Source organism: Streptomyces sp. NPDC025833 (assembly GCF_055558055.1).
The window spans coordinates 223781-249816 of sequence record NZ_JBVHNF010000008.1; the positions used below are offsets into that span (position 1 = coordinate 223781).

Genomic DNA, 26036 nt, shown 5'->3' on the forward strand with positions numbered 1-26036 from the left:
TCATGCTCCTTGGGCATGGGACGAGGTCTCTGCGGCCGGGCTCGAAGGAAGCTCGGAAGCAGGCTTCGCTTCGGTGGCCGGTTCGGCGGCGGAGGGCCCGCCCTTGCGTGCGCTCCAGGCGTTGCGCAGCATTTCGTGCCACCGCGGGCGCTTGCGCGGGGGGACGTGGTCCACACCGCCGAGCGACCACGGATTGCACCGGAGGATGCGCCAGGCGGTGAGTGCCGTCCCTTTGATCGCACCGTGCCGGTCGATGGCCGTGTAGCCGTAGTGGGAGCACGACGGGTAGTACTTGCACACCGGCCCGAGCAGTGGACTGATCGTCCACTGGTACAGCTTGATCAGGACCAGCAGTGGGTACTTCATCGCGCGCCCCCTCCCAGCAGCCGCTCCAGGGCGGCGTCCAGGTCTCGGGCCAGCTGTGCGTGGTCTGCGTCGCCCGCTCCGGGCAGCGCTCGTACGACTACCAGGCTACCGGGGGCGAACAGGGCGACTCGGTCACGCATCAGATGGCGCAGTCTGCGCTTCACTTGGTTGCGCACGACCGCACCACCCACGGCCTTGCTCACGACGAAACCCGCACGCGTCGGGGGAGCGCTCTCCCCAGGCGCGTGCGGGTCCGTGGCACCGCTTCGAAGGTGGACGACGAGGGTCGGGCGGCCTGCCCGGCGACCCCGTCGTACCGCGGTCGCGAAGTCCTCGCGCCGCCTCAGCCGATGCTCGGTAGGCAGCACGACGTCATGACCTGATCAGATCAGGCGGACAGGCTGGCGCGACCCTTGCTGCGACGGTTCGCGAGAATCGCGCGGCCGGCACGGGTGCGCATCCGCAGGCGGAAGCCGTGGGTCTTCGCGCGACGACGGTTGTTCGGCTGGAAGGTGCGCTTGCTCACTCGGGGGCTCCAGAAAGAATCAGTAGTGGCGGGGTGCCGTCCTGGCTGTCACCGTGCGCCCACGAGTAGCTCGCGTCACGCCCGAGTGCACCGCTTCCCGATCACCTGACGCGATCTGTGCCCATCGGAGGCAGGCGGCAGCAGCCATCGACAACTCGACCTGGTTACGGTACGTGCGGCTGAGCCATCCGGTCAAACCGGGGACAGCCGGGGGACACTGTCCACAGGCTGGGGACAACAACTTGAACCCTACCGGCCGCGCTGACTACCGTGGCTGGACTCCGATTCGTTCCTTTATCCCCGCCCGACCTGATTTTCATCCCGACCCGTCCCTGAACCACACGTTCGTGGGACCTGTGAGAGAGCGTGCCCTGTGGCTGACGTACCTGCCGATCTTGCCGCAGTGTGGCCGCGAGTACTGGAGCAGCTACTCGGCGAGGGCCGTGGGCAGGGCGTGGAGACGAAGGACGAGCGCTGGATCCGGCGCTGCCAGCCGCTCGCGCTGGTCGCGGACACCGCGCTCCTGGCCGTGCCGAACGAATTCGCGAAGGGCGTACTGGAGGGCCGGCTCGCACCGATCGTCAGCGAGACCCTGAGCCGCGAGTGCGGGCGGCCCATCCGGATCGCGATCACCGTGGACGAGTCGGCGGGCGAGCCGCCGGCCCCCGCGGCGCCGCCCGCGCCGAAGCCGCGGTACGAGGAAGCGGAGCTCCCCTCCGGGCCGTACGAGGGCTACGGCCGCCACCGCGGCGGCGACCAGCACACGGGCGCCGAGCCGCGCCCGGAGCAGCTCCCGCCCTCCCGTTCGGACCAGCTCCCCACGGTCCGGCCGGCCTACCCCGCCGAGTACCAGCGGCCCGAGCCGGGCGCCTGGCCGCGCCGCGGGCAGGACGAGTACGGCTGGCAGCAGCCCCGGCTGGGCTTCCCCGAGCGGGACCCGTACGCCTCCCCGTCGTCCCAGGACGACTACGGCCGCGGCGCGGGCGCGTACGGCTCACCGGCCCAGGACTACCGTCCGCAGGGCGGCGACCGGCCGCCGTACGAGCAGCAGCGCGGTGACTACGACTCCCCGCGCGCCGAGTACGAGGCGCACCGCCCCGACTACGACTCCCCGCGGACCGAGTACGACCAGCGCGACCCGGTCCGCCGCCGTGAGCTGCCCGACGCGCCGGCGCGCCGCGGTGGCCCGGGACGGCCGGACGGGGGCGCGACGGGGGCGCCCGGTCCGCTGGCCGCGCAGCCGGCCCCGGCGAGCGGCCCCGGCGAGCCGACGGCGCGGCTCAACCCCAAGTACCTGTTCGACACGTTCGTCATCGGCGCCTCCAACCGGTTCGCCCACGCGGCGGCGGTCGCGGTCGCCGAGGCGCCGGCGAAGGCGTACAACCCCCTGTTCATCTACGGGGAGTCCGGGCTCGGCAAGACGCACCTGCTGCACGCGATCGGGCACTACGCGCGCAGCCTCTACCCGGGCACACGCGTGCGGTACGTGAGCTCGGAGGAGTTCACAAACGAGTTCATCAACTCCATCCGCGACGGCAAGGGCGACAGCTTCCGCAAGCGCTACCGCGAGATGGACATCCTGCTCGTCGACGACATCCAGTTCCTCGCGGACAAGGAGTCGACGCAGGAGGAGTTCTTCCACACCTTCAACACGCTCCACAACGCCAACAAGCAGATCGTGCTGTCCTCCGACCGGCCGCCCAAGCAGCTGGTCACGCTGGAGGACCGGCTGCGCAACCGCTTCGAGTGGGGACTGATCACCGACGTCCAGCCGCCCGAGCTGGAGACGCGCATCGCGATCCTCCGGAAGAAGGCGGTGCAGGAGCAGCTCAACGCCCCGCCGGAGGTGCTGGAGTTCATCGCCTCCCGGATCTCGCGGAACATCCGTGAGCTGGAGGGCGCGCTGATCCGGGTCACGGCGTTCGCCTCGCTCAACCGGCAGCCGGTGGACCTGGGACTGACGGAGATCGTGCTGAAGGACCTGATCCCCGGCGGCGAGGACAGCGCACCGGAGATCACGGCCACGGCGATCATGGGGGCCACCGCGGACTACTTCGGGCTGACGGTGGAGGACCTGTGCGGCACCTCGCGCGGGCGGGCGCTCGTCACCGCCCGGCAGATCGCCATGTACCTGTGCCGCGAGCTGACCGACCTGTCGCTGCCGAAGATCGGCGCGCAGTTCGGCGGCCGCGACCACACGACCGTCATGCACGCCGACCGCAAGATCCGCGCGCTCATGGCGGAGCGCCGCTCGATCTACAACCAGGTCACCGAGCTGACCAACCGCATCAAGAACGGCTGACGGAGGCCGTGGGCCGGCGCCTGAGGGCGCCCCGGAGCGTGTTCCGGGGCGCCCTCAGGCGTACCGGCACGATCTCCACGGGACCGCCGGGGGCCGACCGGCCCGCCGCGCCCCTCCCCCTCGCCCACACCGGCCCTGAGCGCCCACCCGCCCTGAGCCCACACCCGCGCTGAGCGCCCCGAAGCCGCCCGGCCGCAGGCGCCGCACGCCGTCGGGCCACCCGCCCGGCATCACGACGTACGACGCACCGCCGACGGTCCGCCCGGCGCCGCCCAAGGCCGATCGAGGCCGCCCGAAGCAGCCCGCGGCCGCCCGGGACGACGTTCCAGGGCCGTCCGACCCCGCTTCCCGCTCTCCCCTGCGCCGTGCACAGCCCTGTGGACGTTCCTCGCCGGCCCGCCGGTGTTCGAATACCTGCCGGGTTACGGCCACCCTCCACAGATTCGGTGACTTTTTGCCGTCCACATCCTGGGGACCGCGGAGTTGTCCCGAGCTCCGTCCACAGGGAAGCTGGCGTCCTGGCTTCCGCCCAGCTCAGAGGGGTGTGGATTCGTGGACGAAGGATCTCCACAGGCTGTGGAAAACTCAGGGCTCCCCAGCCTGTGGACAAAGTTGTCCACCGGTGACCCACAGGCTGGGGGCGGTTGTCCCCAGTGAACCGGCGCTTCTCCACATGGCTGTCCACTGTTCGGCAACACGACGCCCCCGGTCACCGCGTCGAGTGAAAGGCGTCACAGGAAGCTGCCGGGTTGGGGTGTGGGAAACCGGGGTATTCCTGGGGACACAGCTGGGGAGAACTGCCCGGTTCCTGTGGGCGGTGTGTGCAGAACTTTTTGTTCTCCACAGAAGTCCCCGGTTGTCCACCGCCTCCACCCACAGGGCCGGTGGATAAAAAACATGCGCTGAGCTGGGCAAACGTGGTTATCCACGGTATCCACAGGCCCTACTACTACTCCCGACTAGAGAGAGCTCGGCAATCGTTTCGAAGCGGGGTCTGTGCACAACTCGCCGTCTCGCGGCCGGCTGCCCCCCGGACCGACTTGACCCCGACGGGCACCTACTGTCAGTGGGGTGCGTCAGACTGGTCCCCGGTGTCCTGCCCTCCGCGGTGGGCGGTGACACCGAGTCGGAGGACTCAGTGGCAACAGCAGGAGGCGGCTTACGGTGAAGATCCGGGTGGAACGCGACGTACTCGCGGAGGCAGTGGCGTGGGCTGCACGCAGCCTCCCGGCCCGTCCGCCGGCGCCTGTCCTCGCCGGCCTGCTGCTGAAGGCCGAGGACGGCCAGCTGAGCCTGTCGAGCTTCGACTACGAGGTCTCCGCACGCGTGAACGTCGACGCGGAGGTCGAGGAGGAGGGCACCGTCCTCGTCTCCGGCCGGCTGCTCGCCGACATCTCCCGCGCCCTCCCCAACCGGCCGGTGGAGATTTCCACAGACGGTGTACGGGCGACCGTGGTCTGCGGCTCCTCGCGGTTCACCCTCCACACCCTGCCCGTGGAGGAGTACCCGGCCCTGCCGCAGATGCCGAACGCGACCGGCACCGTCCCCGGCGAGGTCTTCGCGGCCGCCGTCTCCCAGGTGGCCATCGCCGCCGGCCGTGACGACACGCTCCCGGTGCTCACCGGTGTGCGCATCGAGATCGAGGGCGACACGGTCACCCTGGCCTCCACCGACCGCTACCGCTTCGCGGTCCGCGAGTTCCTGTGGAAGCCGGAGAACCCCGAGGCCTCCGCCGTCGCCCTGGTCCCGGCCAAGACGCTGCTGGACACCGCCAAGTCGCTGGGAGCGGGCGACAGCGTCACGCTCGCGCTGGCCGGTGCCGGTGCCGGTGAGGGCCTGATCGGCTTCGAGGGGGCCGGGCGGCGCACCACCACACGCCTGCTCGAAGGCGACCTGCCGAAGTACCGGACCCTGTTCCCGACCGAGTTCAACTCCGTCGCCGTGATCGAGACCGCGCCCTTCGTGGAGGCGGTCAAGCGCGTCGCCCTGGTCGCCGAGCGGAACACCCCGGTGCGGCTGAGCTTCGAGCAGGGCGTGCTGATCCTGGAGGCCGGTTCCAGCGACGACGCACAGGCTGTGGAAAGGGTCGACGCGCAGTTGGAGGGCGACGACATCTCGATCGCCTTCAACCCGACGTTCCTGCTCGACGGTCTGAGCGCGATCGACTCGCCGGTGGCGCAGCTGTCGTTCACCACGTCCACCAAGCCGGCGCTGCTCAGCGGCCGGCCGGCGCTGGACGCCGAGTCCGACGACGCCTACAAGTACCTGATCATGCCGGTGCGACTCAGCGGCTGACGCCGTCCACAGCCGTCCACAACCGTGCGCAGCGTCGGGTGCCCACCCGTGGGTACCCGACGCGCGGCGAGAGTTGTCCACACTCGTGGCGACACCTTCAGAAACCGCAGGTCAGAGGGCTATCGCATGAGCGCGTAGGCCCACAGCTGTGCAGCGGCGGCCGGGTTTAGGCTCGGCTCGGCACGCAGGTGCCTGACACGCCACACAGCGACCTAAGGACACAACTGATGGAGCTCGGTCTCGTCGGCCTCGGCAAGATGGGCGGCAACATGCGCGAGCGGATCCGCCGCGCGGGCCACACCGTCATCGGGTACGACCGCAACGCGGACCTCGCCGATGTCCACAGCCTGGAAGAACTCGTGGGCAGGCTGGAGGGCCCGCGGGTGGTCTGGGTGATGGTGCCGGCCGGTGAGGCCACCCAGTCGACCGTCGACCGGCTCGCCGAGCTGCTGGAGCCCGGCGACGTGGTCGTGGACGGCGGCAACTCCCGCTGGACGGACGACGAGAAGCACGCGGGCGAGCTGGCCGCAAAGGGCATAGGCTTCGTCGACTGCGGTGTCTCCGGCGGCGTCTGGGGCCTGGAGAACGGGTACGCGCTGATGTACGGCGGCGACGCCGAACACGTCGCCAAGGTGCAGCCGGTCTTCGACGCGCTGAAGCCGGAGGGCGACTTCGGCTCGGTGCACGCGGGCAAGGTCGGCGCGGGCCACTTCGCCAAGATGGTCCACAACGGCATCGAGTACGCCATGATGCAGGCCTACGCCGAGGGCTGGGAGCTGCTGGAGAAGGTCGACTCCGTGGAGAACGTCCGCGAGGTCTTCCGCTCCTGGCAGGAGGGCACCGTCATCCGGTCCTGGCTGCTGGACCTCGCGGTCAACGCCCTCGACGAGGACGAGCACCTGGCGGACCTGCGCGGCTACGCACAGGACTCCGGTGAGGGACGCTGGACCGTGGAGGCCGCCATCGACAACGCGGTGCCGCTGCCGGCGATCACCGCGTCGCTGTTCGCGCGGTTCGCCTCCCGGCAGGACGACTCGCCGCAGATGAAGATGATCGCCGCGCTGCGCAACCAGTTCGGCGGTCACGCCGTAGAGAAGAAGTAGGCCGCTCAGCAGGCCGGAGAAGCAGGGAGGTCGGCGGGACGACATGCACGTCACGCATCTTTCGCTGGCCGACTTCCGCTCGTACGCCCGGGCCGAGGTTCCGCTCGACCCGGGCGTCACCGCCTTCGTCGGCCCCAACGGGCAGGGCAAGACCAACCTGGTGGAGGCCGTCGGGTACCTGGCGACGCTCGGCAGCCACCGGGTCTCCTCCGACGCCCCCCTGGTCCGCATGGGCGCCGAGCGCGCCGTGGTCCGGGCGCAGGTCCGCCAGGGCGAGCGGCAGCAGCTGATCGAGCTGGAGCTGAACCCGGGCCGGGCCAACCGCGCCCGCGTCAACCGCTCCTCGCAGGTGCGGCCGCGGGACGTGCTGGGGATCGTCCGGACCGTGTTGTTCGCGCCCGAGGACCTCGCGCTGGTCAAGGGGGACCCGGGGGAGCGGCGGCGGTTCCTGGACGAGCTGATCACCGCGCGCGCCCCGCGGATGGCGGGCGTGCGCTCCGACTACGAGCGGGTGCTCAAGCAGCGCAACACCCTGCTGAAGTCGGCCGCGCTCGCGCGCCGGCACGGCGGCCGGTCCATGGACCTGTCCACGCTCGACGTGTGGGACCAGCACCTCGCGCGCGCGGGCGCCGAGCTGCTCGCGCAGCGGACCGACCTCGTCGCCGCGCTGCAGCCGCTGGCCGACAAGGCGTACGAGCAGCTCGCCCCCGGCGGCGGACCGGTCACGCTCGAGTACAAGCCGTCCGCGCCCGGCGGGGCGCACACCCGCGAGGACCTGTACGCGCAGCTCATGGCCGCGCTGGCGGAGGTGCGCAAGCAGGAGATCGAGCGGGGCGTGACCCTGGTGGGCCCGCACCGCGACGACCTGCTGCTCCGGCTCGGCCCGCTGCCCGCCAAGGGGTACGCGTCCCACGGCGAGTCCTGGTCCTACGCCCTCGCGCTGCGGCTGGCCTCGTACGACCTGCTGCGCGCCGAGGGCAACGAGCCGGTGCTGGTCCTGGACGACGTCTTCGCCGAGCTGGACGCCCGCCGCCGGGAACGGCTCGCGGAACTGGTCGCGCCCGGCGAGCAGGTGCTGGTCACCGCCGCCGTGGACGACGACGTACCCCCTGTGCTGGCCGGCGCCCGGTACGCGGTGGCCGGCGGGACGGTGGAACGCGCGTGAGCACCGAGGAACCGGCCGGCCGCGGCCGGCGGGACCCCGCACCGGACGCCCGGGGCGAGCCCTCCGGGGTCGACCTCGCGCGCGTGGCGCTGCGCGCCGCACGGGAGCAGGCACGCGCGCGCGGGGACGCGGCGCGGCAGCGGAAGCAGGCGCGGCGGGGCGGCGGGCTGCGCTCCGGGGCGCGCGCCGACGGACGCGACCCGCTGGCGCTGGGCGCGGCGATCAACCGGCTGATCACCGAGCGCGGCTGGGAGACGCCCGCGGCGGTGGGCGGGGTGATGGGCCGCTGGCCGGAGATCGTCGGCGAGGACCTGGCCAAGCACTGCGTGCCGCAGCGGTACGACGAGGACGAGCGGGTGCTGACCGTCCAGTGCGACTCGACGGCCTGGGCGACCCAGCTGCGCGTGCTCGCCCCGACGCTGGTGGCCCGGCTGAACGCGGACCTCGGGCAGGGCAGCGTGCGGCTGATCAAGGTGCTCAACCCGGGTGGCCGGCCCCGCCGCTACGGCCCGCTGCGGGCCCCGGGGAGCACCGGACCCGGCGATACGTACGGGTGACGTACCTCACGTCGGGAAGTTGCCGCGGCGGTCCGTCGTGCCTGTCCACACGGGTGTGGACCGCCGTCCCGACGGGCCCGGATCCCCTTCTGACCCGCCGGTAGCCACGGGTTGACGGCTCAAAGCTCTGAGTGCCGCTGTGAGCCGCTTGGAGCCCCCATCCCTATATCGGGACCCGGCCGAGACCGGTTGAGGGCGGCACATGCGGGCTCAGGTGCCCGCAAACCCCCATCGATGTCAGTGCTACCGGTAGACTGGAAGCCAATCCCGCCCCAATGTGGGGACCGCCCGGGAAAAGCTGAGCAACGCTGATCAAGGCTTACCAACGCAACATGCCGCAGCCGCTCCGGCAACCTGCCGACGAGCCCGGCTCGTGCTGTGCCAGAAAGGGCGCTTCGTGGCCGATTCCGGCAACCCCAACGAGAACATCCCGTCCACCGACGCCGGCGTACACGGCGAGGCCACCGGGTCCGCCGCGGCCTCCGCCTCCTACGACGCCAGCGCCATCACCGTGCTCGAAGGGCTGGACGCGGTCCGCAAGCGGCCCGGCATGTACATCGGCTCCACGGGCGAGCGCGGTCTGCACCACCTGGTGTACGAGGTCGTCGACAACTCGGTCGACGAGGCGCTGGCGGGCCACGCGGACACCATCGACGTGACGATCCTCGCCGACGGCGGCGTGCGCGTCGTCGACAACGGCCGCGGCATCCCGGTGGGCATCGTGCCCTCCGAGGGCAAGCCGGCCCTCGAGGTCGTGCTGACCGTGCTGCACGCGGGCGGCAAGTTCGGCGGCGGCGGGTACGCCGTCTCCGGCGGTCTGCACGGTGTCGGCGTCTCCGTGGTGAACGCCCTGTCGTCCAAGGTGTCCGTCGAGGTCCGGACCGACGGCCACCGCTGGACGCAGGACTACAAGATGGGCGTCCCGACGGCCCCGCTGTCCCAGCACGAGGCGACCGAGGAGACCGGCACGGCGGTCACCTTCTGGGCCGACCCGGAGATCTTCGAGACCACCGAGTACTCCTTCGAGACGCTGTCCCGGCGCTTCCAGGAGATGGCGTTCCTCAACAGGGGCCTGACGATCAAGCTCACCGACGAGCGCGAGTCGGCCAAGGCGGTGGCCGGCGCGGACGAGGCGGGCGCCGACGAGAAGGCCGAGGTCAAGGCCGTCACGTACCACTACGAGGGCGGCATCGTCGACTTCGTGAAGTACCTCAACTCCCGCAAGGGCGAGGCGGTGCACCCGACGATCATCGACCTGGAGGCCGAGGACAGGGACAAGAGCCTGTCCCTCGAGGTCGCCATGCAGTGGAACAGCGGTTACAGCGAGGGCGTGTACTCCTTCGCGAACATCATCCACACGCACGAGGGCGGCACGCACGAGGAGGGCTTCCGCGCGGCCCTCACCAGCCTGATCAACAAGTACGCGCGCGACAAGAAGCTGCTGCGCGAGAAGGACGACAACCTCACCGGCGACGACATCCGCGAGGGCCTGACCGCGATCATCTCGGTCAAGCTGAGCGAGCCGCAGTTCGAGGGCCAGACGAAGACCAAGCTGGGCAACACGGAGGCCAAGACCTTCGTGCAGCGGGCGGTCTACGAGCACCTCAACGACTGGCTGGACCGCAACCCGGTCGAGGCCGCGGACATCATCCGCAAGGGCATCCAGGCGGCCACCGCGCGCGTGGCGGCCCGCAAGGCCCGCGACCTGACCCGCCGCAAGGGCCTGCTGGAGTCGGCGTCCCTGCCGGGCAAGCTGTCCGACTGCCAGTCGAACGACCCCACCAAGTGCGAGATCTTCATCGTCGAGGGTGACTCCGCCGGCGGCTCGGCCAAGTCCGGCCGCAACCCGCAGTACCAGGCCATCCTGCCGATCCGCGGCAAGATCCTGAACGTGGAGAAGGCACGGATCGACAAGATCCTGCAGAACCAGGAGATCCAGGCGCTGATCTCGGCCTTCGGCACGGGTGTGCACGAGGACTTCGACATCGAGAAGCTCCGGTACCACAAGATCATCCTGATGGCGGACGCCGACGTCGACGGCCAGCACATCAGCACCCTGCTGCTGACCTTCCTGTTCCGCTTCATGCGGCCGCTGGTCGAGGCCGGGCACGTGTACCTGTCCCGTCCCCCGCTGTACAAGATCAAGTGGGGCCGGGACGACGTGGAGTACGCCTACTCCGACCGCGAGCGCGACGCCCTCATCGAGATGGGCCGCCAGCGCGGCAAGCGCGTGCGCGAGGACTCGATCCAGCGCTTCAAGGGCCTCGGCGAGATGAACGCCGAGGAGCTGCGCGTGACCACGATGGACCAGGAGCACCGGGTCCTCGGCCAGGTCACCCTGGACGACGCCGCCCAGGCCGACGACCTGTTCTCGGTCCTCATGGGCGAGGACGTCGAGGCCCGCCGCGCGTTCATCCAGCGCAACGCCAAGGACGTCCGCTTCCTCGACATCTGAGTCGGTCCCCGCTGACCGCACCAGGAAGGATCTTCACCAGCAATGGCCGACGAGAACACTCCGGAAACCACTGAGACCGAGGGCGGCGAGCTCGTGATGCGCGTCGAGCCCGTCGGGCTCGAGACGGAGATGCAGCGCTCCTACCTCGACTACGCGATGTCCGTCATCGTGTCCCGGGCGCTGCCCGACGTCCGGGACGGCCTCAAGCCCGTCCACCGCCGCGTGCTGTACGCGATGTACGACGGCGGCTACCGCCCCGAGCGCGGTTTCTACAAGTGCGCCCGTGTCGTCGGCGACGTCATGGGCAACTACCACCCGCACGGCGACTCCTCGATCTACGACGCGCTGGTGCGCCTCGCGCAGCCGTGGTCGATGCGGATGCCGCTGGTGGACTCCAACGGCAACTTCGGCTCCCCGGGCAACGACCCGGCGGCGGCGATGCGCTACACCGAGTGCAAGATGGCGCCGCTGTCGATGGAGATGGTCCGGGACATCGACGAGGAGACCGTCGACTTCACGGACAACTACGACGGCCGCTCCCAGGAGCCGACCGTCCTGCCGGCCCGCTTCCCGAACCTGCTGATCAACGGCTCGGCCGGCATCGCGGTCGGCATGGCCACCAACATCCCGCCGCACAACCTGCGCGAGGTCGCGGCGGGCGCCCAGTGGTACCTGGAGAACCCCGAGGTCTCGCACGAGGAGCTGCTGGACGCGCTCATGGAGCGCATCAAGGGCCCCGACTTCCCGACCGGCGCGCTCGTCGTCGGCCGCAAGGGCATCGAGGAGGCGTACCGCACGGGCCGCGGCTCCATCACGATGCGCGCGGTGGTCGAGGTCGAGGAGATCCAGGGCCGGCAGTGCCTGGTGGTCACCGAGCTGCCGTACCAGGTGAACCCCGACAACCTGGCGCAGAAGATCGCCGACCTGGTGAAGGACGGCAAGGTCGGCGGTATCGCGGACGTCCGCGACGAGACGTCCTCCCGCACCGGCCAGCGCCTGGTGATCGTCCTCAAGCGGGACGCCGTCGCCAAGGTCGTGCTGAACAACCTGTACAAGCACACCGACCTCCAGACGAACTTCGGCGCCAACATGCTGGCGCTGGTCGACGGCGTGCCGCGCACGCTGTCCCTGGACGCGTTCATCCGGCACTGGGTGACGCACCAGATCGAGGTCATCGTCCGCCGGACCCGGTTCCGCCTGCGCAAGGCGGAGGAGCGCGCCCACATCCTGCGCGGCCTGCTGAAGGCGCTGGACGCGATCGACGACGTCATCGCGCTGATCCGCCGCAGCGAGACCGTCGACGTCGCGCGCACGGGCCTGATGGGCCTGCTGGAGATCGACGAGATCCAGGCCAACGCGATCCTGGAGATGCAGCTCCGCCGGCTGGCGGCCCTGGAGCGGCAGAAGATCGTCCAGGAGCACGACGAGCTCCAGGCGAAGATCAACGAGTACAACCGGATCCTCGCCTCGCCGGTCCGCCAGCGCGGGATCGTCAGCGAGGAGCTGGCGGCGATCGTCGAGAAGTTCGGCGACGACCGCAAGACCAAGCTGATCCCCTACGAGGGCGACATGTCCATCGAGGACCTGATCGCCGAGGAGGACATCGTCGTCACCGTCTCGCGCGGCGGCTACGTCAAGCGGACGAAGACGGACGACTACCGGGCGCAGAAGCGCGGCGGCAAGGGCGTGCGCGGCACGAAGCTGAAGGAAGACGACATCGTCGACCACTTCTTCGTCTCCACCACGCACCACTGGCTGCTGTTCTTCACGAACAAGGGCAGGGTCTACCGGGCGAAGGCGTACGAGCTGCCCGAGGCGGGCCGGGACGCGCGCGGACAGCACGTGGCGAACCTGCTGGCCTTCCAGCCGGACGAGGCGATCGCCGAGATCCTCGCGATCCGCGACTACGAGGCGACGCCCTACCTGGTGCTGGCCACCAAGTCCGGTCTGGTCAAGAAGACGCCACTGAAGGATTACGATTCGCCCCGCTCCGGCGGTGTCATCGCGATCAACCTGCGCGAGCGCGAGGACGGCTCGGACGACGAGCTGATCGGTGCCGAGCTGGTCTCGGCCGACGACGACCTGCTGCTGATCAGCAGGAAGGCGCAGTCGATCCGGTTCACCGCGTCGGACGAGACCCTCCGCCCCATGGGCCGCGCCACCTCGGGCGTCAAGGGGATGAGTTTCCGCGAGGGCGACGAGCTTCTCTCGATGAATGTGGTGCGACCCGGTACGTTCGTGTTCACTGCAACCGACGGTGGGTACGCGAAGCGGACCGCCGTCGACGAGTACCGCGTCCAGGGCCGCGGCGGCCTCGGCATCAAGGCCGCCAAGATCGTGGAGGACCGCGGTTCGCTCGTCGGCGCGCTGATCGTCGAGGAGAACGACGAAATCCTCGCGATCACCCTCTCCGGCGGTGTGATTCGTACGCGAGTCAGCGGGGTCAGGGAGACGGGCCGTGACACCATGGGCGTCCAACTGATCAACCTGGGCAAGCGCGATGCCGTGGTCGGTATCGCACGTAACGCCGAGGCCGGACGCGAGGCGGAGGAAGTCGACGGTGACGTGGCCGTGGACGAGACCGCCGAGGGTGCCGCGGCCGCCGGCACGGACGAGGGTGAGGCTCCCTCGGCCGAGTAGCACGAGGAGAGAGTCATCGTGAGCGGAGCCACGGGCGCCGGATCGGCCGGTACCTCCACGGGTACGGACACGGACGGCGGCGGCCGTGGCTCCGCCGCGCGCACGGCGCGTGCGAACGACCCGCACACGACCAACCTGAAGCCGGTGAAGGCTTCCGTGACGGACCCTTCCGGCACGCAGGAATCCCAGCATGCATCCCAGGGGGGAACCGTGACGGACACCCGAGGCCAGATCCCGGCCGGTGAGGCGCGGTCGGCGTCGCCGCTTCCCGGCGAGCGGAGCCGGGAGCAGCCCGGCGGGCCGTACCACCCGCCGCAGGCCTACGCGGCCCAGGCGCCCGCCGGGGCGGTCCGCAAGCCGCGCACCGGAGTGCGGACGGCGCCCCGGACCCGCAAGGCGCGGCTGCGGGTGGCCAAGGCCGACCCGTGGTCGGTGATGAAGGTCAGCTTCCTGCTCTCCATCGCCCTCGGCATCTGCACGATCGTCGCCTCGGCGGTGCTGTGGATGGTCATGGACGCGATGGGCGTGTTCTCGACGGTCGGCGGCACGATCTCGGAGGCGACCGGCTCGAACGAGGCGAACGGCTTCGACCTCCAGGCGTTCCTGTCCCTCCCCCACGTCCTGACTTTCACGACGATCATCGCGGTCATCGACGTCGTCCTGGCCACGGCGCTCGCGACGCTCGGCGCGTTCATCTACAACCTCTCCGCGGGCTTCGTGGGCGGCATCGAGCTGACCCTGGCCGAGGACGAGTGACGGCCCTCGCGACCGGCGGCGTTTCCCTGACCTGAGGGTCCCCGCCAACCGATTTTGGGACTGGCGCGGTCGTGCGCTAATCTTCAGGAGTCAGCGCGCGGGACACACACCGCAGAGCGCGGCGGGGCTATAGCTCAGTTGGTTAGAGCGCATCCCTGATAAGGATGAGGCCACAGGTTCAAATCCTGTTAGCCCCACATGTGAGAAGACCCCCAGTCGGTATCGGCTGGGGGTCTTCGTCATTCCCCAGGGTGTGGGTAGGGGCTGTGGGAAGTGGGAGATCCGTACGTCCTTGGGAGGACCGTGACATGACCGACTCGTCCATGGCCGTCAACGCCCTCATCGTCGATGCCGTCGACCCGGAGCGGCTCGCCGCGTTCTGGTCCGCGTTGCTGGGCCGGCCGGTCGTGGGCCGCACCGGGCCGTACGTGTGGCTGCGGCGGGAGAACGGTCTGGGCGTGGGCTTCCAGCGGACCGCCGAGCCGAAGTCGGGCAAGAACCGCGTGCACTTCGACATCACCTCGCCGGACCCGGCCGCCGAGCAGCGGCGGGTCGAGGCGCTCGGCGGGCGCAGGCTGGAGGAGTACGCGGACGGCGGGTTCCTGGTGATGGCCGACCCCGAGGGCAACGAGTTCTGCATCATCCCCGACGGCCCCTTCGAGCTCGACGACGAGGGACGCACGCACTACCTGGGCTGACCCGCGCCGCCGGGGAGCACCCCTCGGCAACGAGAAGACCCGACCGCTGGCGACGGGGGATGCACCAGCGGTCGGGCCATGGCCAAGGGTAACAAGGTTGCCGGTCGCGTGGGGCCAAGTCCGGCGCCAATCAGGCACGTTGGCCGATCATCGACCGCACGGGGGGTCGTAGGACAGGCGCGGCAGGTACTCGTCCCACCGCGCGGGGGTCAGGACGCCCCGGGTGACCGAGCAGATGTGGCGGATCGCCGCGCCGGCGTCCAGGCTCCACAGGCGGACCGTGTCGGCGCCGCTGGAGACGCCGAGGACGTGGCCGGCGGGGCTGAAGGCGAGGAAGTTGCCCGTCTTGGCGTTGGGGCTCATCGACTGGCCGATCGCGGTCGCCGAGGCGGGGTCGGTGACGTCCCACAACCGGACGGTGTTGTCGTTGCCGCCGCTGGCCAGGGTCAGGCCGTCGGCGCTGAACGTCAGGGACGTGACCGCCTCGGTGTGCCCGGTGAGCGGGCGGCCCGGCGCGCGGGCCGAGGCGGGGTCGGCGACGTTCCACAGCCGGACGGTGTCGTCGTCGCCGCCGCTGGCCAGCGTGCGCCCGTCCGGGCTGAGGGCGAGCGCGTTGACGGGGCCGTCGTGCCCGGCGAGGGGCTTGCCGAGCGGTACGGCGTGCGTCCGGTCGGTGACGTTCCACAGCCGGATCGTGCTGTCCGCGCTGCCGCTGGCCAGGGTGCGGCCGTCCGCGCTGAACACGAGGGCGTTGATGTAGCCCCGGTGGCCGGTGATCTCCTTGCCGAGCGGTACGGCGTGCCCCGGGTCGGTGACGTCCCAGAGCCGGACGGTGCGGTCGTCGTACGCGGTGGCGAGGGTGCGCCCGTCCGGGCTGAAGGCGAGCGCGTCGGCGCCCATGAAGCGGGTCCGCAGGATCAGCGGCGGGCCGGCGGCCACGGGCCGGGCCGGGTCGGAGACGTTCCACAGACGCACCGTCCGGACACCGGTGAGCACGGCGAGGACGCGTCCGTCGGGGGAGAACGCCAGGGAGCGCTGGTCACCGTCGTCGCGCATGAACGGTCTGCCGAGCGGGACGGGCCGGCCGGGCCGCGTCACGTTCCACAGCCGCAGCCTGCCGTCCCGGGCCGCGGTGGCCATGACCCGTCCGTCCGGGCGGAAGGCACCGCTGCGGCCGATCATGTCGGAGGTCGGCACCGACCACAGCCGCACCTTGCCGTCCCCGGCACCGGTGGCGAGGGTCCGGCCGTCCGGGCTGAACCCGAGGGCGTACATCTCGCCGCTGCTGCCGGCGAGCGGCTCGCCGACCCGGGACGGGGAGGCGGGGTCGCTGATGTTCCACAGGCTCGCCGTGCTGTCCGCGCTCGCGGCGGCCAGCCGGCCCCCGTCGGGACTGAACGCCACCGACCAGATCGGTCCGGTGTGCCCGGTCAGCGGGGCGCCGATCGGTGCCGCGCGGCGGGGGGCGCGCACGTCCCACAGCCGGATGGTGTCGTCCGCGCTGCCGCTGGCCAGCGTCCGCCCGTCGGGGCCGAAGGCGACCGAGTGCACCAGGTCCGTGTGCCCGCGCAGCGTCCGCACCGGCTCCGGCCGGCGCGGCGCGGACACGTCCCACAGCCGGATCCTGTTGTCGTCGCCGCCCGTCGCGAGCGTCCGCCCGTCCGGGCTGAACGCCACGCAGCGCACCGCGGCGCCGTGGCCGCGCAGGGTGGCCAGCGGGGCGGGCCGGCGCGGGTCGGCCACGTCCCACAGCCGTACGGTGCGGTCCTCGCCGGCCGTGGCCAGGGTGCGCCCGTCCGGGCCGAACGCGACCAGGTAGATCGTGCCCTGCCGGGAGGCGAGGGGCGGGCCGAGCGGCACCGGGTGCGCGGGGTCGGTGACGTCCCACAGCCGGACCGTGCCGTCGTCGCCGGCCGTGGCCAGGGTGCGCCCGTCGGGGCTGAAGACGGCGCTGCTCACCCAGCTGGTGTGGCCGGTGAGGGGCCGGCCGAGCGGGGCCGCGCGGTTCGGGGCGGTCACGCGCCACAGCCGGACCGTGCGGTCGTAGCCGGCCGTGGCCAGCGTCCGGCCGTCCGGGCTGAACGAGGTGAGGTAGACGGCGCCCCGGTGGCCGGGCAGCGAGGTGGCCAGCGGCGCGTTCACGATCGAGATCAGGCGGCTGTACGTGTCCTCGTCCCCGGGGCGCAGCCGGTGCGCGACCAGGTCGAGCTGGGCGGCCAGCGACGGGTCCGTGTGCTGGACCCGGTCGGCCTCGGCGAGCACCTGCTCGAACACGGCGTCGTCGCGCTGCTTGAAGGCCATCACGGCGGTGCCTGCGGCGAGGACGGCCAGCACCACCAGCGCCGCCACCGCGGCCCGGCTCAGCCACACCGAGCGCTTGCGCAGCCGTACCGAGGCGGCCAGGAACTCCACCGCGCCGCGGGTGAGGTAGGTGTCGCCGGCCGACCGGGCCCAGGTGCGGGCCTGCTCCAGCCGGGACCCGCGGTACAGCAGCGAGCTGTCCCGGTCCGAGTCCTCCCAGGAACGGCCGTCCTCCTCCAGCCGCTGGCGCAGCAGATGGTCGCCCCGGCCCTCGTCGATCCAGTGCCGCAGCCGGGGCCAGGCGTGCAGCAGCGCCTCGTGGGTGATCTCCACGGTGTCGGCGTCCAGGGTCACCAGCCGCGCCCGGACCAGCACCTCCAGCGACTCCTCGGTCTTGCCGGGGTCCGCGGCCTCCGCCGCCAGTTGCCGCCGGGTGCCGCGGCGCCGCGTGGCCTGGGTGTCCTCGCCCAGCCGGACCAGCCGCAGCAGGAGCAGCCGGGCGGCGGCGCGGGCCGCGGGGTCCAGGCCGGACCAGGCGCGCTCGGCGGTGGCCGCGACGGCGCCCTGGATGCCGCCCGCCGCGCGGTAGCCGGCCAGCGTCAGCCGTCCGGCCTTGCGGCGCTGCCAGGTGGCGAGCAGGGCGTGCGAGAGCAGGGGGAGCACGCCCGCGTCGTGCGCGCCGCGCGGGCCGTCCGCGCTGACCTCGCGCACGATCAGCTCGGCGAGTCCCGGTTCCAGCTCCAGGCCCACGGCCTTGGCCGGGCCGGTCACCGCGTCGCGCAGCTCGGTGCTGGTGAGCGGGCCGAGCACCATGTGGCGGTGCTGGAGCGCGTCGGACAGCTCCGGGTAGCCGAGGCACTGCTCGTAGAAGTCGGCGCGGATGCCGAGGACGATCCGGACGGGCGCGGGCCCGCCGGAGCCGGGGGGCGGGGTGCAGGCGGCGTGCAGGAAGTGGATGAAGGTGCGCCGCTCGGCCTCGTCGGAGCAGAGGGTGAACGCCTCCTCGAACTGGTCCACGATGACGACCGGCCGGTCGGGGGCGTCCGCGCCGACGGCCCAGGCCGTGACCGCCTCGCGTACGGCGCCGGTGATCCGCGGGTCGTCGCAGCCGGGCAGGGCCGGGTTCCGCGAGGCCTCCCGCTCGGCCCGCAGGGCCTCGCCCGCGACGACGGCGAGTCCCGGGATCTGACGGATCAGCTCGCCCAGCGGGTAGGCGCCGGGGACGAGTTGGAGGACGGGGCCGGGGGGCTCGGCAGTGCGCGGGGGGCCGGCGGCGGTATGCGCGGGATCCGTGGTCCGGCGCGGTGTACCGGTCTGGGCCGGGAACGGCGCAAGCGACGCGGGGGACGCGTGTGACGGATGTGACGGGTGGGGCTGGTCGGCCAGGAGCGCCTGACCGGGAGCGAGCGCCCGCGGCGACCGGTCCGCTCCGACGGTGCCGTCCCGCTCCTGCCGCGGCCGCTGCTCCCGCTCCCGCTCCTGGCGGATCCGGGCCGCCGTGTCCGGCCGGGGCCGGTGGCGAGGGTCCGCGTCGGCGGGCGGTGCCTTCCGGCCGTTCCGCCCGGCGCCGGTCCCGGGCCGCAGGGCGCCGCCCCGGATCGCCGGGACCAGACCGGCGTTGAGCAGGGACGACTTCCCGGCCCCCGAGGCTCCGACCAGCATGATCAGGCCGCCCGACCGCTCGGCCGCGCGGAGCTGGGCGACGAGGGTGTCCGTGCTCCGCTCCCGGCCGAAGAACCAGCGGGCGTCCTCCCGCCGGTACGGCGCGAGCCCACGGTACGGGCACACGCCCCCGGTGACGGGCGGGGCCTGTGCGGGCGGCCGGCGGTTCTCCTCCTCGGGCGGCGCGGTCCGGTCGCCGACCGGACCGGTCAGGGCCAGCTCCCACAGCCGCTGCCAGTGGGCGAGGTCGTACAGGCCGGCGGAGACGGGCACCGGGCGCAGCCGCCGGGCCTCCGGGATCAGGATGTGCAGCACCGCGGCGAGGGCGGCGAACTGGGCGGGCACGTTCCTGGCCCGGCGCCAGTCGCTGATCCGCTGGGCGGACACCCGTACCGGCCGGCCGCGCTCGTCGACGCGCTGCAGCCGTACGATCCCCTCGGCGACGCTCTTGAGGGGAGGATTTCCGGCCTCCTTGTACAGCAGCGCGAGCCGCTCGGCGAAGGCTGTACGCGCCCCTGAGTCGGAACTCAAGGTTCCACCCCTTACTCCCCCCATGCGCGGACGTCCGGACCGGAAAACTCACCCTATACGTCTGACCTGCGAAGAAGGGGTCGACCGGAGACCGGAACCTCCTCGCCGGGGGTCACAGATGGCAGGATTCGAACCCGGTAGCGGACTCGTCACACACCGTCCGGACAGGCCACCGGCTCAGTGCCCGGAGAGGCAGTCCATGGAACCGCACGATCTCGGCCAGATTCCGTCAATTCGTGCCGCACCCGGCGGATGAGCCCGCGCCCCGGGGGAGATCCGGCCCCGTCCTCTGACCCGCGCCGCACCGCCGACACGGTGCGGGTCCACGGCCTCGCACCGTCCGGCACCGGTCCCCACGAGGGGAGGGACCGGTGCCGGACGGTCGGGATACACCGCCCGGCCGGACGCCCGGACCCCGAGGACGACGGCCGAACCCCGAGGACGGCGCCTGGAGCCTCTTCGACACTCCGTCCGCCACGGCGTCCGCACCCTGACCGACCGGCTCGACGAGCTCACCGGCCGGGGGAGTCGGCGGGCGCGGGGGCCGGTGGGACGGGCGGGCAGGCCCACCCGAAACCGGCGAGCGCGCGGGCCCGGGCCTCCGTGACCGACCGGCGGGCGTCCAGCTCGGCGGGGTCGACGTGCGCGGCCTGGCCCGTGACCTGGCCCTCCCACTTGCGGTACAGCAGACCGGCCTCGGCCGAGAACCAGCCGCGGCTCACCGCGTCCAGCGCCAGCAGCAGACCGGTGTCCTCGGAGGCCGGCAGCGCCATCCAGCCGCCCAGGGCGACCAGCAGCTCGCGCCGTACGCACAGGCTCGCCGGGTGGACCGGTGCGCGGAAGCCGTCGCGCCGCCAGCGGTCGAGGACCGTGCCGCGCTCGATGGGGCCGTCACCGGGGTCGCCGGGGAAGCCGGCCGTGGAGCCGTCGGGCAGCAGGTCCAGGACGCGGCACGTCGTCCACCCGATGGTGGGGTCCGCCTCCAGCACGGCCAGGTCGCGGGCGAGCGCGCCCGGGGTGAGCCGGTCGTCGGCGTCCAGGACCTTGACGTACGTCCCCTTGGCGCGTGCCAGCGCGATCGTCCGGGCCACGCCGGGGCCGCCCGCCCGGCCCTGGCGGAACGTCACGCGCGAGTCCGCCGGAACGTACGGGCGGACGTCGTCCGTCGTGCCGTCCTGCTGGACGACCCACTCCCACTCCCACCCGGCGGGCAGCCGCTGCGCGCACAGGGACGCGTGGGCGTCCGGCAGGAACCGGGCGGACGGGCCGTGGACAGCGGTGACAACGGTGACGCGCCGGTTCACGGCTGCGCTCACCACCTTTCCGTGGGCGGGACGTGCTTTCGCGTCCGTCGCCGCCAGCATGGCGCACGGCGATCCGCGGAAAGGCGCGAGTCCCCCGGGGACCCCCGGAAAAGCGCGAGACCCCCGGCCGATCCCGGCCGGGGGTCTTTCCGTTTCGACTGGTGCGTACGCAAGTCGCCTTGGTGTCGAGACGTTGCGGTACTGCGTGGGGGCTGAGGATCAGCAGTCGAGCTCCGGCGAGGTGGCGCCGGGGGCCTGGGCCTCCGCCTGCGTCTCCTTCAGGGGCCGGTGCCGGCAGCTCGGGGACTTTCCGTGGGCCTCGGCCCTGATCCGCTGCTTCATCGTGGGGGGCAGGGCCCTGGTGTGGGACCAGGTCCAGTGGTACTGCGCCGGGATCGTCGGGGTGGTGCGCAGCGCCGTGCCGGTCTCGGGGCTCTCGGTCCGGGGTCCGGCCGCGGCGGCGGTGGCGGTGCCGGCGGCGGTGAGTCCGAGCGCCGTGCACAGCGCGAGGAAGGCGGTGACGATGGCGGTCCACAGCTTCATGACCTTGTTCTGGGTCATGGCCCCTCACTTTCGGGTTGGGCGATTTGCGTACTTTGCTCATGATGTGTATGTGGATCGCGAAGTGGTGGACCTCCGCCCGTGGCGCGGCGATGTTCCGATGAACACCACTCGTATGGCCGCAAGGGCCCACAAAAGCCGCAAATCACGCCGACATGAGCGAAGGGGGAGCAAAGTAACCGTCCGTGCGGGCACCGTCACCCTCCGGTCCGACCGTCCTCCGACCTGGCCTGGAGCGCTGCCGGGGGCGGAAGTTGGGCCCCGACGCAGGTCACCGATCGGTATCGGTCGGTGTGTATAGTCGGGCGCCAGAGGTCCCCTACGTCAAGGAAAGACGAGGTCGCGCGGTGAAGAAGCTGCTCCTGGTCGCACTGGCCGCCATCGGCGGGCTCCTCGTGTACCGCCAGATCCAGGCGGATCGCGCCGAGCAGGACCTGTGGACGGAGGCGACTGACTCCGTGCCCACGGGTTCGTGAGTCCCGACACCCACATCTGAACAGACCCCGGCCGCCATCGCGGTCGGGGTTTCGCGTTCTCCGGGGCCGCACGTACGCACCGCCCCTCCTGTTGCGGGGTCCCGCCGGGTGCGGTAGACGGTGCGGTGGACGCCGCCGGACGGTACCGGGCGATCCGGCCGGCCGTGCGCATCGCCCGGACGGTGCGGGGCCGGCCGGGGCAGGATGGGTCCTGCGGTCCGGTACGGCGGGTCCGGCGACTGGGGGTGGTGGCGCGTGCGGGGGCGGCGAAGGCGTACGGCGCGGACGGGACGGTGGTCCGGCGGCACCCGGTGCGCCGTGATCACGCTGCTGGGACTCTGCGTCACCGCGGCCCTGCCGGCCGGCGCCCCGGCCGCCGCCACGCGGGCGGAGACCTACGGCTTCACGCCCGGTGCCCGCACCGTCGTGGGCGCGGAGGCCACCGCGGACGCCGAACCGCTGGAGGCCGGCCACACCTACCGCGGCACCCTCCCGCACGGCGGCCGGCTCTACTACCGGCTCCGGCTCGCCGCCGCGGACACGGCCTACGTCCCCGTCACCGCCGTACCGCCCGGGGACGCCACCGTCTCCGCCACCGACGGCATCCGCGTCTCGCTCCGGGACGCGGCCGGCACCTCCTGCTCCTACGACTCCGCACGCTTCGGTGCCGGGCTCAGTCCGCGCCCGGTCACGGCCCTGGGGCAGCGCGAGGTGGGCAAGGCGCTGTGCCAGGGCGCGGGCACCTACTACCTGCTGGTCGAACGGCTCGACGCCGAGGGGTCCGGCACGGCGGCCCCGGCCGAGCGGTGGGACCTGGAGATCGCGCCCGCCACCGAACCGCGCCCGGCCCGGACCGGCCCCACGACCCCGCCGCCGGCCTGGGACTCCGCCAGCCCGGAGCCGCTCGACGGCCGGCCCCGGGAGCGTTCGGGCGGGACCGGTTTCGCCGGGGCGCGCCCGCTCGGCCGGGGCGTCTGGCGGACCTCACTCGCGCCCGGCGACACCCGGTTCTACAAGGTGCCGCTGGACTGGGGACGGCAGTTGCACGCCTCCGCCGAGCTGGGCGGCGCCCCGGGGCGCGGCTATGTCGGCGGCGCCCTGAGCCTCGCCCTGCACAACCCCGTGCGCGGACGCGTCGACGACAGCTCCCTCGGCTACACCGGCGTCGCGAGGACCACCGCGCTCACCTCGCTGCCGCCGGTGGAGTACGCCAACCGGTACGCCGTCCCGGCCGCGGAGACCTCCGTCCGCTTCGCCGGCGACTACTACCTCGTCGTGCACCTCAGCACCCAGCTGGCCCGCACGTTCGGGCAGGGGCCGTTCGAGGTGACCCTGCGGGTCCGGGTCGGCGGACGGGCGCACTCCGGTCCCGGCTACGCCGGCAGCCCCGCGCCCGGGGGCCTCTTCACCCCCACCGACCAGGGCTGGGGGACCTCGCTCACCGGGGGCACCGTGGGCACCGGGGACGGCGACGACACGCGGACGATGCGGCTGGTCGCCGTCGGCGGCATCGGCTCCGGAACCGCCCTGCTGCTCGTCCTCGGCGTCTGGACGGTGGCGGCCCGGCGGTCGGCACGCACCCGGGCGCGGGGACGCTGACGGGCCGGGCCAGGCGCTGACGGGCCGGCGCTCAGCCTTGCAGGAGCGCCCAGATGCCCACCGCGTAGCACACCAGCGCCAGCAGCAGGATCGGGATCGCGGCCTTCGCCGGGGGGCCGGGCCGGCGGCGCGCCCGCCGGCCCCGGGCGCGCGGGGCGCTCGCGGGCGTGGGTGAGGGCGAAGGCGGGGGTGCGGGCGCGGTCCGGGGCGCCGCCTGCCGGTCGCGGGCGGTGTACGCGGCGGTCGCGGTGTCGCGGTGCGGGGCCGGGACCCCGGACGAGGCGGGTGCCGGGGGCGAGGCCGGGGCCGGGGGCTGGTGCGGCACCGGTCCTGGTGCCGGTCCCGGTACTGGTTCTGGTGCCGATTCCGGTACCGGCCCTGACGCTGGTCCCGTTGTGGCTCCTGGTGCCGGGGCGGCGGGCGGCAGTGGTTCCTGGGCGAGGGGCGGGAGAGGGGCCGGGGCGGGCGGCGCGGACCACTGGGGCGGCGGCAGCCGGAAGCTTCCGGTGTCCGACATCGAGCCGGTGCCGGTGGACGTACCGGTACCCGCACCGCCGCCCGCGTGCGCGCCCGCACTCCCCTCCGCTCCCGTGCCCGCGCCGGAACCACCGGCAACGCCCTTGCCGAACGGCCCGCTTGAGCCCGGGTCGAGGCCGGCGCCCGTGCCCGGGGCCGCGCGCAGGGTCGTCGCCGACGACGTGTCCGGCGCCCGGTCCGGGGCCACGCCGGTGGCCAGCCGGAGGGGGCCGTCCGGGGAGAATCCGGGTGGCAGGGGCCCGAGTTGGTCGAAGATCTCGATGCGTTCGTCGTCGACGTCCGGTTCCGGCAGGAGTTCCGCCGCGGTGGCGAGCGCCTTGCGCGCCCCGTTGGCCGTGCGGAAACGGTCCGCCGGATCGGGCTGGAGCAGTGAGGCGACGACCTGCCACAGCGGTTCCGGAACGCCCTTGGGCGGCCCCGGCGTCCCGTGCTCCAGGAAGTGCTGCACGAGCGCCTTCGCGTCGGGCTTGGCGCCTTCGAGAAGGTACAGGGCGACCAGGCCGACGGCGAACAGGTCGGCCGGGAAGTCGGGTTCGGCGCCCAGCATCTGCTCGGGCGCGAGGTAACCGGGCGTGCCCACCACCAGGTTGGTCTCCGTCAGCCGGGGTTCACCGAGCCGCATGGCGATGCCGAAGTCGGACAGCCTGAGCCGCGGCCGTCCGGTACCGGTCGCCTCCAGGAGCACGTTGGCGGGCTTGATGTCCCGGTGCACCACGCCCTCCGCGTGCACCGCGGCCAGCCCGGACAGCAGCTGGTCGAGCAGGGTGCACACGAACGCCGGCGGCAGCGGGCCGTAGTCCCCGGTCAGGTGGACCAGCGAGCCGCCGCCGACCAGGTCCATGGTGAACAGCACCTTGTCGTCGTCGGCGGCCCAGCTCGCCGGGGCGAGGACGTGCGGGTGGTCGATGCGCAGGCCCTGCTCCCGGACGAACCGGAGCAGGGAGTGGGCGTCGCGCTGCTGGAGGACCTTGGCGGCCACGTAGCGCCGTCGGCGGTGGTCCCAGGCACGCCAGACCGCGCCCACGCCCCCGCGCCCGATCGGGTCGGCCAGTTCGTACCGGCCGGCGAAGACCTCACCCATGGCAGCCGCCGCTCCTCCCGCTGGCCGTGGAGCCCCCCGGACCCCACGTCCCCCTTGGCTCCCCCGCCCCCCTCCCTACCCAGGAGACGGGCGGTACGACCAGGCCGGCCACCCCCGGTGACCCGGCCCGCGGATCAGTTCTGGTGGGACTGGTAGTGCGCGACGGCGTCGGACGTGCGGCCGGCGCCGTAGACGCGGAGGAACTCCGCGAGTTCGGGGTGGCTCGGGGCGAGGGCGTCCGCGGCGTCGATGATGTCACCCGCGGCGGCCACCGAGCGCAGCAGCGACTGGATCTCCCGCACCACCCGCTTGACCGTGGGCGCGCCCGAACTGGTGGTGGTGTGGGTGGTGTTGCTGAGCACGGAGCCCCCCTGCGACTTCTTGATCTCGTCCATCCGGTCGGTCGCCTCGGCGGCGCTCACACTGCCGTCCGCCACCTGGGAGGCCAGGTCCTGGAGCAGCTGCACCCGCTGGACCACCGCCGGGTTGCCGATCTTGGCGCGCTGGCCGCTCATCAGCTGCGACAGCATCGGCGCGGACAGCCCCAGGACCGCCGCGAGCCGCGCCTGGTTCAGCCCGAGATCGTCGATGAGCTTGCGGAAGAGCGCCCCCAACGGCTCCCCGTACCAGTTCCGCTGCAGCTCCCGCGCTCTGGCGGTGGCTTCCTGCTGTGCGGCGTCCATTGCGTCTCCCCATCGCTTCCCCTGAAAAACCGCGGTTCGCTGTAGCGAACCACGACGAGCATCTTACGGAGCGTGGTCATCGACGGGGACCCCCAATCTTTTTGCGGGATACGGGGGGTGACCCGGTACTCTGGTCTGCGGCACCCGCCGGAACGCACACCGTCCGGCCGGGGGCTTCTTCCCGGGGCCTTAGCTCAGTTGGTAGAGCGCCGTCTTTGCATGGCGGATGTCAGGGGTTCGACTCCCCTAGGCTCCACTCTTGTCAGACCCCTCTGACCTGCGGAAACGTGGGCGGAGGGGTCTTCTGTGCGTACGGCCCGCCGCGCGTGGGGCGGCGCCGTCCCAACGCCTCCTGCCGCCCCGTGCGTTGCCGCGCGCCCGCCCGCCGGGTGCCGTTCGCCGGAAGGCCCGCGCGCACCCCGCGCGGCCGGGCCGGGC

General features: G+C 72.5%; 19 protein-coding genes and 2 tRNA genes. 13 read left to right on the forward strand and 8 right to left on the reverse strand.

What is annotated here, in order from left to right:
* Genes yidD through rpmH form a run of 3 tightly spaced genes read right to left on the reverse strand, consistent with a single transcriptional unit; the run spans position 1 to position 892 of the window.
* A complete protein-coding gene (gene yidD, locus ACZ4K2_RS16295; protein WP_467468445.1) occupies positions 1 to 366 on the reverse strand; it encodes a membrane protein insertion efficiency factor YidD in 366 nt (121 codons plus the stop codon).
* Positions 363 to 734: a ribonuclease P protein component gene (gene rnpA / locus ACZ4K2_RS16300; protein WP_467468443.1), complete on the reverse strand. Its 372-nt coding sequence runs from the start codon at positions 732 to 734 to the stop codon at positions 363 to 365. Before rnpA ends, yidD begins: the two co-directional genes overlap by 4 nt.
* A 20-nt stretch (positions 735 to 754) precedes the next feature.
* Positions 755 to 892: a 50S ribosomal protein L34 gene (gene rpmH / locus ACZ4K2_RS16305; protein ID WP_005482975.1), complete on the reverse strand. Its 138-nt coding sequence runs from the start codon at positions 890 to 892 to the stop codon at positions 755 to 757.
* 373 nt (positions 893 to 1265) lie between these two features.
* Between rpmH and dnaA the strand changes: the two genes are divergently transcribed.
* The 10 genes from dnaA to ACZ4K2_RS16355 all read left to right on the forward strand — a co-directional run bounded on the left by dnaA (position 1266) and on the right by ACZ4K2_RS16355 (position 14863).
* Entirely contained in the window at positions 1266 to 3194 is a 1929-nt protein-coding gene (gene dnaA / locus ACZ4K2_RS16310; RefSeq protein ID WP_467468441.1) for a chromosomal replication initiator protein DnaA, read from the forward strand.
* A gap of 1164 nt (positions 3195 to 4358) precedes the next feature.
* Positions 4359 to 5489 (forward strand): DNA polymerase III subunit beta, encoded by a 1131-nt coding sequence (gene dnaN / locus ACZ4K2_RS16315; protein WP_467468440.1) that lies wholly within the window; start codon positions 4359 to 4361, stop codon positions 5487 to 5489.
* Positions 5490 to 5716: 227 nt separating this feature from the next.
* A complete protein-coding gene (gene gnd / locus ACZ4K2_RS16320) occupies positions 5717 to 6592 on the forward strand; it encodes a phosphogluconate dehydrogenase (NAD(+)-dependent, decarboxylating) (RefSeq protein WP_467468439.1) in 876 nt (291 codons plus the stop codon).
* Positions 6593 to 6635: 43 nt separating this feature from the next.
* The gene (gene recF, locus ACZ4K2_RS16325) at positions 6636 to 7757 is read left to right on the forward strand and encodes a DNA replication/repair protein RecF (protein ID WP_467468438.1); all 1122 of its coding nucleotides are present in this window, start codon (positions 6636 to 6638) and stop codon (positions 7755 to 7757) included.
* On the forward strand, positions 7754 to 8314 hold the full coding sequence (locus ACZ4K2_RS16330; RefSeq protein WP_467468437.1) for a DciA family protein: 561 nt from the start codon (positions 7754 to 7756) through the stop codon (positions 8312 to 8314). Before recF ends, ACZ4K2_RS16330 begins: the two co-directional genes overlap by 4 nt.
* Before the next feature lie 373 nt (positions 8315 to 8687).
* Entirely contained in the window at positions 8688 to 10769 is a 2082-nt protein-coding gene (gene gyrB / locus ACZ4K2_RS16335; RefSeq protein WP_467468436.1) for a DNA topoisomerase (ATP-hydrolyzing) subunit B, read from the forward strand.
* Positions 10770 to 10811: 42 nt separating this feature from the next.
* Positions 10812 to 13409 (forward strand): DNA gyrase subunit A, encoded by a 2598-nt coding sequence (gyrA, locus tag ACZ4K2_RS16340; protein WP_467468435.1) that lies wholly within the window; start codon positions 10812 to 10814, stop codon positions 13407 to 13409.
* A gap of 18 nt (positions 13410 to 13427) precedes the next feature.
* A complete protein-coding gene (locus ACZ4K2_RS16345; RefSeq protein WP_467468433.1) occupies positions 13428 to 14165 on the forward strand; it encodes a DUF3566 domain-containing protein in 738 nt (245 codons plus the stop codon).
* Between the two features lie 123 nt (positions 14166 to 14288).
* A tRNA-Ile gene (locus ACZ4K2_RS16350) sits at positions 14289 to 14362 on the forward strand.
* Positions 14363 to 14473: 111 nt separating this feature from the next.
* A complete protein-coding gene (locus ACZ4K2_RS16355) occupies positions 14474 to 14863 on the forward strand; it encodes a VOC family protein (RefSeq protein ID WP_467468431.1) in 390 nt (129 codons plus the stop codon).
* A 147-nt stretch (positions 14864 to 15010) separates the two neighbouring features.
* Here ACZ4K2_RS16355 and ACZ4K2_RS16360 read toward each other — a convergent pair whose 3' ends face one another.
* The 3 genes from ACZ4K2_RS16360 to ACZ4K2_RS16370 form a co-directional block, all read right to left on the reverse strand.
* The gene (locus ACZ4K2_RS16360) at positions 15011 to 19381 is read right to left on the reverse strand and encodes an nSTAND1 domain-containing NTPase (RefSeq protein WP_467468429.1); all 4371 of its coding nucleotides are present in this window, start codon (positions 19379 to 19381) and stop codon (positions 15011 to 15013) included.
* 488 nt (positions 19382 to 19869) lie between these two features.
* Positions 19870 to 20661, reverse strand: a complete 792-nt coding sequence (locus tag ACZ4K2_RS16365) for a glycosyltransferase family 2 protein (protein ID WP_467468824.1) — start codon at positions 20659 to 20661, stop codon at positions 19870 to 19872.
* Positions 20662 to 20880: 219 nt separating this feature from the next.
* On the reverse strand, positions 20881 to 21222 hold the full coding sequence (locus ACZ4K2_RS16370; RefSeq protein WP_467468427.1) for a DUF6344 domain-containing protein: 342 nt from the start codon (positions 21220 to 21222) through the stop codon (positions 20881 to 20883).
* A 347-nt stretch (positions 21223 to 21569) separates the two neighbouring features.
* Here ACZ4K2_RS16370 and ACZ4K2_RS16375 point away from each other — a divergent pair, with 347 nt between their 5' ends.
* Positions 21570 to 21698, forward strand: a complete 129-nt coding sequence (locus ACZ4K2_RS16375) for a DLW-39 family protein (RefSeq protein ID WP_003999697.1) — start codon at positions 21570 to 21572, stop codon at positions 21696 to 21698.
* 318 nt (positions 21699 to 22016) lie between these two features.
* Entirely contained in the window at positions 22017 to 23297 is a 1281-nt protein-coding gene (locus ACZ4K2_RS16380; RefSeq protein WP_467468425.1) for a hypothetical protein, read from the forward strand.
* A 31-nt stretch (positions 23298 to 23328) separates the two neighbouring features.
* Here the strand turns inward: ACZ4K2_RS16380 and ACZ4K2_RS16385 are convergent, their stop codons facing one another.
* Both ACZ4K2_RS16385 and ACZ4K2_RS16390 read right to left on the reverse strand, forming a co-directional pair.
* The gene (locus ACZ4K2_RS16385; protein WP_467468423.1) at positions 23329 to 24915 is read right to left on the reverse strand and encodes a serine/threonine-protein kinase; all 1587 of its coding nucleotides are present in this window, start codon (positions 24913 to 24915) and stop codon (positions 23329 to 23331) included.
* 134 nt (positions 24916 to 25049) lie between these two features.
* Positions 25050 to 25598, reverse strand: a complete 549-nt coding sequence (locus ACZ4K2_RS16390; RefSeq protein WP_467468421.1) for a helix-turn-helix domain-containing protein — start codon at positions 25596 to 25598, stop codon at positions 25050 to 25052.
* 183 nt (positions 25599 to 25781) lie between these two features.
* Here ACZ4K2_RS16390 and ACZ4K2_RS16395 point away from each other — a divergent pair.
* A tRNA-Ala gene (locus tag ACZ4K2_RS16395) sits at positions 25782 to 25854 on the forward strand.
* Positions 25855 to 26036: the final 182 nt, after the last annotated feature.